Here is an 11,652-nt window from a genome sequence, read left to right as displayed (position 1 = left end):
GCGCGCCTGTCTGAGCGCACCCGGGCGAGCGCCTGCGCCTCCGCGGGCCCGCGGAGGCGCAGGCGCTCGCCCGGGTGCGCTCAGACAGGCGCGCACGCCCAGGTGCCCTTCGCTGTCCTCAGCAGGGCGGGCCGCAGTCCTGCATCGCCTGCGTACCGGCCAGGACGTCGAAGCCGTACCCGAAGGCGGCGATCCCCGCGACGGCCGCCGCCAGCCCGAGCGCAGGGCGCCACCGGCCCCGTACGACGGCGAAGACGGCCAGGGCGGCGGCGGCCCCGCCGAGGGCCATGACGGGCAGGCCCAGCCAGAAGACGTCCGGGTTGGTCTCGCTCTCGAAGCTGCCGAAGAGGCCTCTCCTGCCGTACGGGAGCCAGAGCACGACGCCCGCGAGCGTGCCGAGCACGGCGGTCACGCAGCCGGCGGTTCCGGTGACGGCTTCTCGTCTGGTCTCCATGGGCCGGAAGACGCGCCGGGGTGCGGGCGCGGTTCCGGCACGCTCGGCCCCTCCGACGGCTCACGCTCGCACCTTCCGGCGGCTGAGGAGCGGGGGTGCGGGGGGTGTGGGGGTGCGGGGGCAGAGCGCCCCGAAGACGTCACGTCAGTGGGTACGACGTCCTGCCGGACGCCTCGTCGATCTCGTCGTGCGCCTTGGTCAGCAGTTTCATCGCCAGTTCGTTGAGCGCCCTGGCTCCCGCGATCTCCTCGCCGACCCGCTGCTGGTCGGCGTCCGAGGGATGGCGGCTGGCGTAGCCGTGGGCGCGTACCTCTGTCCCGTCGGAGAGGCGGACGAGCGCCGCCGCGCGGGTGCGGTGGGTGTCCTCCTCGAATTCGAGGTCGATGTGCCATCCGACAGCGATCCTGGTCATGACGAACACCTCCGGGACGTTCTCCGGTCGTCTTCTACCAGCGTGCGCCCGCTGTTCCGTCCGCGCTCGCCGGGCCCGGCAGCATCAGCCCCCAGGCGCCCGCCCGGACCGTCCAGGTCCGGGTGCGCACCGGCCCCCCGGTCTGTATGTCCGCCCGGTAGCGGAAGTCCGAGCCGGAGACGGTGACGGCCTTGGCCTCCGCCGTCACGTCCTCGCCCGAGGCGGTGCGGACGACGACGTCGGCCAGGCCCCCGCCGCCCTGGGAGACCACCGAGATGCCCCGTACCGGCGTGTCCAGGTCGCTCAGCAGCACCCCGTCCGCCTCGATGCGCAGGCGGTGCGTGCCCGGGAGCGTGGCGGCGGCGACCGGGGCCGGGCGGACCAGGGACGTCATCAGCGAGCGGCAGGTGTCCCAGACGGCCGTGACGCCCGAGTGCGGGCCCCACGGACCGGGCGGCGGCGCCGGGGCCGGAATGCGCAGGCGGCCGAGGACCACGCCGTCGCTGTCGTCGACCAGGAGGTCCAGGCGGCGCACCGCACCGTCCAGCGCGGTCCGCGCGGCCGCCACCGCACCCCGGGGGACGCCGAGGGCGTGGGCCACCTCCAGGGCGTGCGCGGCGCCGACGGGGATCAGGGAGAGGACGCCGTCGGCCAGCTCCCGTTCGCGGTGCAGCTGGGCCACCGCGCGCAGCAGCGCGTGATCGTCGCCGACCACCACGGGCCTGCGCGAACCCCGCCGGGACAGGGCCCGCGCGAACTCCTCGGGGGTGTCCGGAAGGCAGATCTTGGCGTGCGAGCCGGCGCTCAGCACGTCCTTGGCGATACGTACGGACTCGCCGTCGGTCCGGCGGGCGACCGGGTCGATGACCACCAGAAGCTGATCGTCGCCGTCGCCGGGGGGCTCTGCAGCCGACACCTCGGTCCTTCCTCGGGTAGCATCTTGGTGCAAGAGCCCCTTGCGCTATTGCGCCAGGGGCTTCGTCTATTCCGGGGCACCCGGTTCGACGGCTCAGGCTTTGCCGTACATCGTCGTACGGCAGGTACGACCTTTACGTACGCCCCCTGACCTTGGACATGCCCCGCCCGGAAGGGGTGTACGCCTGTGCCCGCACTTGTGCTGCTCGGTGCTCAGTGGGGTGACGAGGGCAAGGGGAAGGCCACCGACCTCCTCGGTGGATCCGTGGACTATGTCGTGCGATACCAAGGCGGTAACAACGCCGGTCACACGGTCGTCGTAGGCGACCAGAAGTACGCACTGCATCTCCTCCCCTCCGGAATCCTGTCGCCGGGCTGTACCCCGGTCATCGGGAACGGTGTCGTGGTCGACCCGGCGGTCCTGCTCTCCGAGCTGAGCGGTCTGAACGAGCGAGGCGTCGACACGTCCAAGCTTCTGATCAGCGGCAACGCTCATTTGATCACTCCGTACAACGTCACGCTCGACAAGGTGACCGAGCGCTTCCTGGGGAAGCGCAAGATCGGCACGACGGGCCGGGGTATCGGTCCGACGTACGCCGACAAGATCAACCGGGTGGGGATCCGCGTCCAGGACCTCTACGACGAGTCGATCCTGGAGCAGAAGGTGGAGGCGGCCCTGGAGCAGAAGAACCAGCTCCTGGCCAAGGTCTTCAACCGCCGGGCCATCGAGGCCGGCAAGGTCGTCGAGGACATGCTCCAGTACGCGGAGCAGATCAAGCCGTTCGTCGCCGACACGACCCTGATCCTGAACGATGCCATCGACGAGGGCAAGGTCGTCCTCTTCGAGGGCGGCCAGGGCACGCTGCTCGACGTCGACCACGGTACGTATCCCTTCGTCACCTCGTCGAACCCGACGGCGGGCGGCGCCTGCACCGGTGCCGGTGTCGGCCCGACGAAGATCAGCCGCGTCATCGGCATCCTCAAGGCCTATACGACGCGTGTGGGCGCCGGTCCGTTCCCGACCGAGCTGCACGACGAGGACGGCGAGGCGCTGCGGCGCATCGGCGGCGAGCGCGGTGTCACCACCGGCCGTGACCGCCGCTGCGGCTGGTTCGACGCCCCGATCGCGCGGTACGCGACCCGGGTCAACGGACTGACCGACTTCTTCCTCACCAAGCTCGACGTCCTCACCGGCTGGGAGCAGATCCCGGTCTGCGTGGCGTACGAGATCGACGGCAAGCGCGTCGAGGAACTCCCGTACAACCAGACCGACTTCCACCACGCGAAGCCGATCTACGAGAACCTGCCGGGCTGGTCCGAGGACATCACGAAGGCCAAGACCTTCGACGACCTGCCGAAGAACGCCAAGGCGTACGTGAAGGCCCTGGAGGAGATGTCGGGCGCACCGATCTCCGCGATCGGCGTCGGCCCCGGCCGGACCGAGACCATCGAGATCAACTCGTTCCTGTAAACACCCCTGTGGAACGGGCGTAGAACTCTGCGGCGGCGGACGACGGCACGATGCGTCGACCGCCGCCGCACACTTGTGTCGACCGCCGCCGCACCGGTTGCAGGGACGGCTCCCGTTTCGGTGACGGCCGCCGCGCGGCGGAATCCGGCTGCGGGCAGCTCCTCGCCGCCGGGTGGCCGGCACCGTCCGCATGCTGGGCGGGCCGGAAGATTTTACCTTCGGTCCACTCCGGCTCCGCGCCGGTTCTCGGGGGATCCGGATGGACTCCCCTCGCGATAGCGGCTGCTGAGGGCCCTCTTGACGTGTGCGCCCGGGGCGGCCGTGGCCGGGACCGGCGGAATCCGCACCTCCGCCGAAGATGGTCTAGACCTTGACAGGTCCAGGCCATTCTCGCTTGAGTGTCGGCACCCCACGGCGGCGCACGGCCGGACGTCGCGCCGCGCCCAAGGAGTGTGATCACGTGACGCGACGTGTCATGGCCCTGTTGGTTGCGCTAGGCGCGATCGTCGCGGCGCTCGTCGTCCTTCCCGCCACCACCGCGCAGGCCGCCACCTGTGCCACGGCCTGGAGCTCCTCCACCGTCTACACCGGAGGCGGTACCGCCTCCCACAACGGCCACAACTGGACGGCCAAGTGGTGGACCCAGAACGAGACGCCGGGCGCCTCCGACGTCTGGGCCGACGGCGGCGCCTGCGGCACCGACGGCGGTGAGGACCCGGGCGAGAACGACGGCTTCGTCGTCAGCGAGGCCCAGTTCAACCAGATGTTCCCGAACCGGAACTCCTTCTACACCTACCAGGGCCTGACCGACGCCCTGAGCGCCTTTCCGGCCTTCGCCAACACCGGCAGCGACGCGATCAAGAAGCGGGAGGCCGCGGCCTTCCTCGCCAACGTCAGCCATGAGACCGGCGGGCTCTTCTACATCAAGGAAGTCAACGAGGCGAACTACCCGCACTACTGCGACACGAGCCAGTCCTACGGCTGCCCGGCCGGGCAGTCCGCCTACTACGGCCGCGGTCCCATCCAGCTGAGCTGGAACTTCAACTACAAGGCCGCCGGGGACGCGCTGGGCATCAACCTCCTGGCCAACCCCTACCTGGTGGAGCAGAACGCCTCCGTGGCGTGGAAGACCGGCCTCTGGTACTGGAACACCCAGAACGGCCCCGGCACGATGACGCCCCACAACGCCATCGTGAACAACGCCGGCTTCGGCGAGACGATCCGCTCGATCAACGGTGCGATCGAATGCAACGGCGGCAACCCGGCGCAGGTCCAGAGCCGCATCAACAAGTTCACGCAGTTCACCCAGATCCTCGGTACCACCACCGGGTCGAACCTGAGCTGCTGACCCGTCAAACCGCACCACCACCCCGTCTCCGTGAGGACCCGTGAGGACCTGTGAGGGTCTCTGAGGGCCTCTGCCTCTGAGGACCCCCACCCGAACGGGGGGTGCGTCCGGCCGCGCGCCGGACCGCCCCCCGTTTCGGTACGCACGGGTGAACTACGTCATGCCGTCCGCGCTCATGCCGTCCGCGCTCACGCCAACTGCGGCTTCACCGACATCAGCAGGTGCCGGTGGACATCCGTGCCCGCCTCGTCCGTGATCATCGCGCGCTGTCCGGCCCCCAGCAGCAGGAGCCGCAGCGACGGCTCCTCGAACGAGGCCAGGGCGTCCGCCAGATACCCGGGGTTGAAGGCCACCGTCAGCTCCTCCGCCCCCTCCAGGGCGGCCGGCAGCCGCTGGGACGCCACATCGTCCTCGTAACCCGCCCGGAGCAGTACGGAGGCGTCGGCGCGGGAGAACGTCATCTGCACCGGGCTGTCCCCGTCGGCGACGACGGAGACTCGCTTGACCGCCTCCGTCAGCCGGGCGCGGTCCACCACCGCGACGGCCGGGTCCGCCATCGCGAACAGCTTCTCGTGGCGCGGCAGCCGGCCCTCCAGGAGCCGTACGGTGGTCCGCATCCCGGCGTGCTCGAAGCCCGCCGAACCGGCGTCCAGGGCGACGCTCACCAGCCCGGACCGGCCCAGCGAGCGGGCGATCTCGGTGAGGCGGCGGGCGGAGACGATGACATCGGCCGTCCCGCCGGGGGCGGTCGCCTTCCACGGGAGCGTCCGTACGGCGTAGCGGTACCGGTCGGTCGCGGCGAGCGTCATAGTGTCGCCGTCGAGCCCCAGCCGGATCCCGGTGAGCGCGGGCAGCGTGTCGTCACGCCCCGCGGCCACCGCCACATCGGCCACGGCCGCCGCGAACAGCTCCGCGTCCACCGCGCCCCGGACCTGCGGGAGCGCGGGCAGCGCCGGGTAGTCGTCCAGCGGCAGCACGGAGAGGCCGAACCGGGCGCCGTCGCCCGACACCGTGAACCGCGAGCCCTCCACCGCGCACTCCACGGGCCCCTCGGGCAGCACCTTGCAGATGTCCAGCAGCCGCCGCCCTCGCCCTGCGTGTCCAGTAGCAGCCCGCCCAGCACCTGGACGGGCGACCGTACGGGCAGCACGCGGGCCGCCCAGGACACGGCCTCGGTCAGGGCACTGCGTTCGATGCGGAACTCCGTGACTCCTCCGCCCCGTAAGCGGGGTGGCTTCTCGCTATGCCGGGTTGGCGTCGCGACGGACCAGCCCGGCCCGTAGAACGTTGATTGCGCCCACGGCGTCGGCGTGCGCGGTGTGGCCGCACGAGACGCAGTGGAACTTCTCCTGTGTGGGCCGGTTCTCCTTCGCGGTGTGCCCGCATTCGGGGCACTGGCGAGAGGTGTTGCGGGGGTCCACGGCGATCACTTCCCGTCCGGCGCTTTCAGCCTTGGCGTGCAGGATCGTCAGGAACACCCCCCAACCGGCGTCAGATATCGAGCGGTTCAGCCCGGTCTTGGCGGCGGCCCCGTTGGGCAGAAACGCGCCTGGTTTGTCGGGATCAGGCTTCGCCTCGGCGGTCTTGCTCATGTTGCGGATCTTGAGGTCTTCGTGCGCGATGAAGTCGTGCTCGGCGATCAAGTCGTGCGCCATCTTGTGCGCGTGGTCGAGTCGCTGACGTCGCACCTTACGGTGCAGTGCCGCGACCTTCTCCACCGCCCGCCGATGATTGGCGGTGCGGTTCTTCGCCTTGCGGCGAGGGAACCGCGACAGGGCACGCTGTGCCGCTTCGAGCTTCGCTGCGAGCTTGCGGGCGTAGCGCGGGTTGGCGACGTGCACGCCGTTGGAGTCGGTCAGGAACGACGCGATTCCCATGTCGATGCCGACCACGCTGCCCGTCGCCGGGAGCGGTTCGGGCTGGGGCTGCTCGGCGGTCAGGACGACGAACCACTTACGGCCCTCGCGCTTGACCGAGACGGTCTTGACCTTGCCGACCACCGGGCGGTGCTGGTTGACCCTGACGTGCCCGACGCCTTGGAAGCGGACGCGGGTGACGGGGTCATGCGGGGTGGAGTCCCAGCGGCAGCCGTCGCCGTCCTTGGGGAAGTCCACGGTGTCGAACCAGTTCTGTCCACGAAAGCGCGGGTAGCCGGGCGTATCTCCGGACTTCATGCGGCGGAAGAACGCGGCGAACGCCTTGTCCAACCGTCGCAAGGTCGCCTGCTGCGAGCTGAACGACCACCGGCCGTGCCGCTCGGGGTCGAAGGCCCGGATGTCCTTGAGCTGCGTGGACTGCTGCCCGTACTTGATGCTCGTCTTCGAGCCGTGGCGGTAGGCGTCGCGGCGTTCCTGCAACGCCCCGTTGTAGAGGCCGCAGTGATCCCGCAGCATCTCGCGGAGCACGATCGTCTGGCCCACGGTGGGCCGCATGAGGAACTTGTACGCCCGAATCAACGCGGCCCGCTCCCTTCCGGTCTGGCCTGCCGATCATAATACGCTTGGTGTATGTCACCACGCTGGGAACAAAACATCGACGCAGCAAAAACGCCCGTCGTAGCCTGCGGGTCAGAGCAGTCCTGAGATCGGATTCCCTCCCGCTAAAAGGCGGGGATTCTCTCCGAAGAGAGTGATGGGGGGGCGCCTTTCCTCGGACGTCGAAGCCGGAAGTTGGAAACCGACTCCTGCGTACGACGTTAAAGGGCACCACTGACAATCGGCCCCGGACAGGACGCAGGAAGCAGGAGAAGGGAACGCGGGAACCGGCGACAGCGACCACCCCCGTGAGCCGCTGCGGCCGGGTTCCCGCGTTCCCGTGTCCCGGTGATCCCCCGTCGCCCCCCGACGCACCGGAACACGTTCGGACGATAGAACGCAGGGTAGAGAGACGGGAGATTCAATACGCCCAGTGGGGCGGCCCCGGGGGTATCGGTCCGCACAGTCTGGCGGGGTGGTCCACCGGCGGCCACGGCCGTGTCCGGGCGGGAACGGGGAACAGGTGCGAGCACGGGAGCGTGGGGACGATCTTCTGCGGATGCACCGGCTGGCCCGCACCGGCGGAACGGCCGGGCTGCTGCGCTGGCTGGCCGGGCGGGCGGAGGGCTGGGCCGGGCTCGTCGGGCCGGACGGGACAATGCTGCACGCGGCGGCCAGTACGGCGCGGGTGGTGGTCCCCGATGTCGCGGGGCTGGTCGCCGAGGGCGCGAGCGCCCTGGCGGAGCGCGGGGCGCGGGCGTGCTCCCTCGACACCGGTGCGCACACCGCCCTGCTGTTCCCCCTGAGCGCCGACGACCGGGCCGCCCCGGTGCTCATCGTCGTCACCCCCCGGCCCGTGGCCGCCGGGCTCGCCACGCTGCTGGCCGACGTGGTCCTGCCGCTGTCCCTGTGCCGGCAGGCCGAGACGCTGGAGCGCAGGCGCCGCCGGGTGGACCTCGCCGAGTCCCGGGGCCGTGAGGCGGTGCTGCACCTGCTGATGACGGGCCAGCTCTCCATCGCCCAGCAGCTCGCCGGTGCGCTGCGGCCCCGGCTTCCCGATCCGGTACGGGTGTGCGTCGTGGAGTGCTCCGGCGGCGGGCGCGACGAGGTGGTCCAGGTCTGCGAGGACGCGGACGGCGGCCGGTCCTGGATCGTGCGGTGCCCCGTCTACGCCCGCCATCTCATCCTGGTGATGCCCGCGGAGGTGCAGGAGCCGGCTGAAGGGACCGTTCCGACCGACGAGGCCGTCGCCGCCCGGGTGGGCGACTGCGTGGTGGGCGTCAGCGAACCCGTACCGCTGGCCGACACCGCGACCGGCTACCGCCAGGCCTTCCACGCCCTGGCCGTAGCCCGCGAACTGCCCTCCCGGCACGCCCGGTTCGGGGTCTCGCCGGATCCCGCGCTCGTCGTCGGACCGGCCGGCCGGCAGTGGGCGGGTGATCTGCTGGCCCCTCTTCTGACCCATGTGCCGCGCCGCGCGCAGGATCCCGGGAGCCAGGAGCTGGCGGCCACGGCCGCCTCCTGGCTGGCGTTCTCCTCGCACGCGACCGACCACCTCAAGGTCCACCGCAACACCCTCGCCGCCCGGCTGAAGCTCGTCGGCGAACTGCTCGGCCTGGACCTGCACCGGCTGGCCGGCCAGTCCGCCCTCGACCTGGCGCTGCGCGTCCGCGCCACCCCCGCCCCGGCGTGCACCCCCGAGCCCGCCCCGTACGCCACCGCCGGATCCGGTACGCGAGAGGCGGCGCAGGGCCTCGACGCCATCCTGTGCCGCCCCGCCGTACGGGACTGGGCCGACCAGCAACTGGCCCCCGTCCTCGGCTCCGAGGAGACCCTGCGCACCTGGCTGCGCTGCGAGGGCCGCCTCGGGCCGGCCGCCGCCGAACTGGGCATCAGCGTGCCCGGCGCCCGCAAACGCCTCACCCGGCTCGAAACGGTCCTCCAGCGCTCGCTGCTGCGGCCCCCGAGCGCCCGCTACGACCTGTGGCTGGCGCTGCGGTCCCGGGACCTGGGGATGGCCTTGGATGAGTAGTTCCGAACGGGTGCTTGAGAGTGGGGCCGCTGTTTCAGCGGGCCAGGAGTACCAGGGCGAGTACAGCAAGGGCGGGCACGGTCTGCACGAAGAGGATCTTGCGGGATGCCGTCGCGGCGCCGTACAGACCGGCGACAGCGACACAGGCCAGGAAGAAGATCCGTACCTGGAAGCCGACGGGGTCGGAGGCGAAAGCGCCCCACAGGAGTCCGGCTGCCAGGAATCCGTTGTACAGGCCCTGGTTGGCGGCCATCGCCTTGGTTGAGGTCGCGAACTCCTCCGTCGTACCGAAAGCAGCCCTGGCCCGGGGGCCGGTCCACAAGAACATCTCCAGAACCAGGATGTAGACGTGCAGGAGGGCGAGCGCGACAACGGCGACCGTGGCGGCAACAGACATGCCGGACACGTTACGTCACCGCATGGCAGCCCCTCGCGCACATCGTCGCCGGTGGATTCCCGGCACAGCCGATCCGCGTGACGCGCCGGCGCGGAGGCCGTCAGTCGCCGCATCACCGCGAGCCGCCCCTCCGCCCCTGCGCCACCTCCCGCCCGAGCCGGGTCAAGGCGTGCACCACTTCGCAGCCCCTGCGCGTACTGGTGATGAGCCTCGCCTTGCGCAGCACCGACGCGTGCTTGCTCGCGGTCCCGACCGACACACCGATCCGCAGAGCCAGTTCGCCCGTCGAGCACGGTGAGTCGAGCGCGCACAGGGCCATGGCCCTGGTCCGTCCCATCAGTTCGGTCAGGCCGCTGAGCGTGTCCGGGCATCCGGGGCCGGGGCTCGCGGGGTAGACCAGAACCGGTGGGAGGTCGGGGTCGATGAGGGTGACGGGCGACCCCGTGCAGAAGAAGGACGGGACCAGTGAGATGCCTCGGCCGCGCAGGTGGAGATCGCCGTCCCGCGGATAGTCGGCGACCAGCGTCGGCGGCTCCCAGCGGATCGACGGCGACAGCGTGCTCAGCAGCCGTTCGGCTCCTCCCTCCAGTACGTTCCGGCTGTGGTGGGCGCGCTCGGTGTGCACCACGTCGTCCATCAGGTGCAGTTGTGGGGCCAGGAGTTCGCGGAAGTATGTGGCGACGGCGCCGTCGAGTTCCTGCCGGGCAGCGCGGTCGCCCTCCGCGAGCCGCCGGAGCCAGGCGGGCGGCGTGCGCTGCCCGAAGCACGCGGCGAGCTCGGCACGGAGGCGCGCCGCCGGTGTGGCAAGGATGAGGTCGCGGGCGACTTCCAAGCCGCCTCTGTGGGCCGGGGTGAGGAAGTCCGGGAAGTCCCCTCGGGCCGGCACCAGCGTGGTGAGCAGCCGGATCGGACTCCTGAGATCGCTCCTGGCCAGCCGCTGTCGTACGTGACGCAGCCATGGCGCGTGTTCGGCGGCGGCCCGCCGGACCTGGAGGACATGCAGGCTGTTGACCATCTCCCACATGAGGTCAGGACGGGGGGCCACCGTGATGCGTGCCAAGTCGTCTGCCGTGAAATGGATACGGAGTGTCATAGATCCTCCGAAATGAACCGTTCCGTTTTCTGTGTGCCGAAAACCCCTGTACCCGCTTTCGCGGACCTCCCCATCATCGGAGCAGCTCGTAAATGGGCGATGAACGACCGCAAGACCGATCAGAAGGGGGAAAACCGCACATGCGTCAGATTCGGAGCACCATCACGAGGACAGCGATGGCTGCCACCGCGCTCGCCACCGGCGCCGTACTCACGTTGGGCGGATCGGCCGGCGCGGCGGAGACGGCGGCCGCGAGCCACGGATGCCCGTCCGGCTACGTCTGCCTGTACCCGAACGCGAGCTGGAACGGTGACAAGCCGAGCCACAAGTTCTACACGTACGGGACTCACAAGATCTACAACCAGTACGGCAAGAAGCGGTGGTTCAACAACCAGACCGGCGGCGCCAAGGCGTACCGGTGCACGGGTTCCAACGGCACCGGCTGCGGGGGGAACCAGCGGGCCGGCACGTACTACGACTACGACTTCACGCCGATCAATTCCGTGAAGCTGGCGAAGTAGCGGAGTAACGGCCTCGCACCTTCCGTGAGTGGCCTCCTGGCGTGGTGATCACGCCAGGAGACCCACGGGGCCCGACGACAAGCGTTGGTCAGCCCGTCCAGCCGAGGAACGCCGACCAGGCGTCGGGCGCGACGGTGAATGCGGGGCCGTCGGGGACCTTGGAGTCGCGGACGTGGACGGCGTGGGGGCAGGCGGCCACCTCGATGCACTCGCCGCCGCTTTCGCTGCTGTAGGAGGACTTACGCCAGTCGAAGGCGACCTCGATGCAGTCGCCGCCGCTCGCGTTGCTGTAGCTCGACTTGAACCATCGGAGGGTGCTGCTCATTCCTTCACTCCTGCCAACCGCTTGATGAGGTCCAGCGATTCACGAGGACCCAAGGTCTGTGGCCGGATCTTCGCATAGCGCTGAGCGTAGATGCTCACCTTTGCCGGGTCACTGACACGGCAGCTGTAGTTCCAGCGTCTGTGCTGGTCGGGGCGGGTGCGGGCATGAGTACGGCCACCGCGATCATGAACGTTTGTGACGACGTATCAG

The 11,652-nt window shown here is 70.2% G+C and carries 11 protein-coding genes and 2 pseudogenes; 4 read left to right on the top strand and 9 right to left on the bottom strand.

Features of this window, described 5'->3' with window-relative positions:
* Nucleotides 1-118: 118 nt before the first annotated feature.
* From ACGF2Y_RS32810 to ACGF2Y_RS32800, 3 genes are all read right to left on the bottom strand, one after another.
* Nucleotides 119-454: a hypothetical protein gene (locus ACGF2Y_RS32810; protein WP_392954990.1), complete on the bottom strand. Its 336-nt coding sequence runs from the start codon at nucleotides 452-454 to the stop codon at nucleotides 119-121.
* A gap of 139 nt (nucleotides 455-593) precedes the next feature.
* Entirely contained in the window at nucleotides 594-866 is a 273-nt protein-coding gene (locus tag ACGF2Y_RS32805; RefSeq protein ID WP_069735586.1) for a DUF1876 domain-containing protein, read from the bottom strand.
* 34 nt (nucleotides 867-900) lie between these two features.
* Nucleotides 901-1,782 (bottom strand): diacylglycerol kinase, encoded by an 882-nt coding sequence (locus ACGF2Y_RS32800; protein ID WP_392954987.1) that lies wholly within the window; start codon nucleotides 1,780-1,782, stop codon nucleotides 901-903.
* A gap of 186 nt (nucleotides 1,783-1,968) precedes the next feature.
* On the opposite strand from ACGF2Y_RS32800, the gene ACGF2Y_RS32795 reads away from it, so the two are divergent.
* Complete coding sequence (locus ACGF2Y_RS32795; protein WP_205084861.1) at nucleotides 1,969-3,252, top strand: adenylosuccinate synthase; 1,284 nt, start codon at nucleotides 1,969-1,971, stop codon at nucleotides 3,250-3,252.
* 460 nt (nucleotides 3,253-3,712) lie between these two features.
* A complete protein-coding gene (locus tag ACGF2Y_RS32790; protein ID WP_392954985.1) occupies nucleotides 3,713-4,600 on the top strand; it encodes a glycoside hydrolase family 19 protein in 888 nt (295 codons plus the stop codon).
* Nucleotides 4,601-4,788: 188 nt separating this feature from the next.
* On the opposite strand, the pseudogene dnaN reads toward ACGF2Y_RS32790, so the two are convergent.
* Nucleotides 4,789-5,795, bottom strand: a pseudogene (dnaN, locus tag ACGF2Y_RS32785) (DNA polymerase III subunit beta).
* Nucleotides 5,796-5,841: 46 nt separating this feature from the next.
* Complete coding sequence (locus ACGF2Y_RS32780; protein WP_392954983.1) at nucleotides 5,842-7,056, bottom strand: RNA-guided endonuclease InsQ/TnpB family protein; 1,215 nt, start codon at nucleotides 7,054-7,056, stop codon at nucleotides 5,842-5,844.
* Nucleotides 7,057-7,633: 577 nt separating this feature from the next.
* Here ACGF2Y_RS32780 and ACGF2Y_RS32775 point away from each other — a divergent pair.
* On the top strand, nucleotides 7,634-9,106 hold the full coding sequence (locus tag ACGF2Y_RS32775) for a helix-turn-helix domain-containing protein (RefSeq protein ID WP_392955060.1): 1,473 nt from the start codon (nucleotides 7,634-7,636) through the stop codon (nucleotides 9,104-9,106).
* 34 nt (nucleotides 9,107-9,140) lie between these two features.
* Here the strand turns inward: ACGF2Y_RS32775 and ACGF2Y_RS32770 are convergent, their stop codons facing one another.
* Nucleotides 9,141-9,503, bottom strand: coding sequence for a DUF1304 domain-containing protein (locus tag ACGF2Y_RS32770; RefSeq protein WP_392954981.1), 363 nt, complete (start codon nucleotides 9,501-9,503; stop codon nucleotides 9,141-9,143).
* Nucleotides 9,504-9,615: 112 nt separating this feature from the next.
* On the bottom strand, nucleotides 9,616-10,596 hold the full coding sequence (locus ACGF2Y_RS32765) for an ArsR/SmtB family transcription factor (protein WP_392954979.1): 981 nt from the start codon (nucleotides 10,594-10,596) through the stop codon (nucleotides 9,616-9,618).
* Nucleotides 10,597-10,772: 176 nt separating this feature from the next.
* Here ACGF2Y_RS32765 and ACGF2Y_RS32760 point away from each other — a divergent pair, with 176 nt between their 5' ends.
* The gene (locus tag ACGF2Y_RS32760) at nucleotides 10,773-11,117 is read left to right on the top strand and encodes a hypothetical protein (RefSeq protein WP_392954977.1); all 345 of its coding nucleotides are present in this window, start codon (nucleotides 10,773-10,775) and stop codon (nucleotides 11,115-11,117) included.
* Nucleotides 11,118-11,205: 88 nt separating this feature from the next.
* Here ACGF2Y_RS32760 and ACGF2Y_RS32755 read toward each other — a convergent pair whose 3' ends face one another.
* Both ACGF2Y_RS32755 and ACGF2Y_RS32750 read right to left on the bottom strand, forming a co-directional pair.
* On the bottom strand, nucleotides 11,206-11,442 hold the full coding sequence (locus ACGF2Y_RS32755; RefSeq protein ID WP_392954975.1) for a DUF397 domain-containing protein: 237 nt from the start codon (nucleotides 11,440-11,442) through the stop codon (nucleotides 11,206-11,208).
* Nucleotides 11,439-11,561: pseudogene (locus ACGF2Y_RS32750) on the bottom strand (transcriptional regulator); the annotation flags it as partial. The pseudogene ACGF2Y_RS32750 and the gene ACGF2Y_RS32755, both read right to left, overlap by 4 nt.
* Nucleotides 11,562-11,652: the final 91 nt, after the last annotated feature.

Origin of the sequence: Streptomyces sp. NPDC048142 (genome assembly GCF_043202835.1) — a bacterium.
Classification (GTDB): Bacteria; Actinomycetota; Actinomycetes; order Streptomycetales; family Streptomycetaceae; genus Streptomyces.
Note: the sequence above shows the minus strand (reverse complement) of the source record. Positions and strands in the feature narration are given on the sequence as shown.

Bases quoted from the DNA above. Each gene is read 5' to 3' on its own strand.
- ACGF2Y_RS32805 (WP_069735586.1), bottom strand. From the start codon at position 866: ATGACCAGGATCGCTGTCGGATGGCACATCGACCTCGAATTCGAGGAG.
- ACGF2Y_RS32755 (WP_392954975.1), bottom strand. From the start codon at position 11,442: ATGAGCAGCACCCTCCGATGGTTCAAGTCGAGCTACAGCAACGCGAGC.
- ACGF2Y_RS32760 (WP_392954977.1), top strand. From the start codon at position 10,773: ATGGCTGCCACCGCGCTCGCCACCGGCGCCGTACTCACGTTGGGCGGA.
- ACGF2Y_RS32765 (WP_392954979.1), bottom strand. From the start codon at position 10,596: ATGACACTCCGTATCCATTTCACGGCAGACGACTTGGCACGCATCACG.
- ACGF2Y_RS32770 (WP_392954981.1), bottom strand. From the start codon at position 9,503: ATGTCTGTTGCCGCCACGGTCGCCGTTGTCGCGCTCGCCCTCCTGCAC.
- ACGF2Y_RS32775 (WP_392955060.1), top strand. From the start codon at position 7,634: ATGCACCGGCTGGCCCGCACCGGCGGAACGGCCGGGCTGCTGCGCTGG.
- ACGF2Y_RS32810 (WP_392954990.1), bottom strand. From the start codon at position 454: ATGGAGACCAGACGAGAAGCCGTCACCGGAACCGCCGGCTGCGTGACC.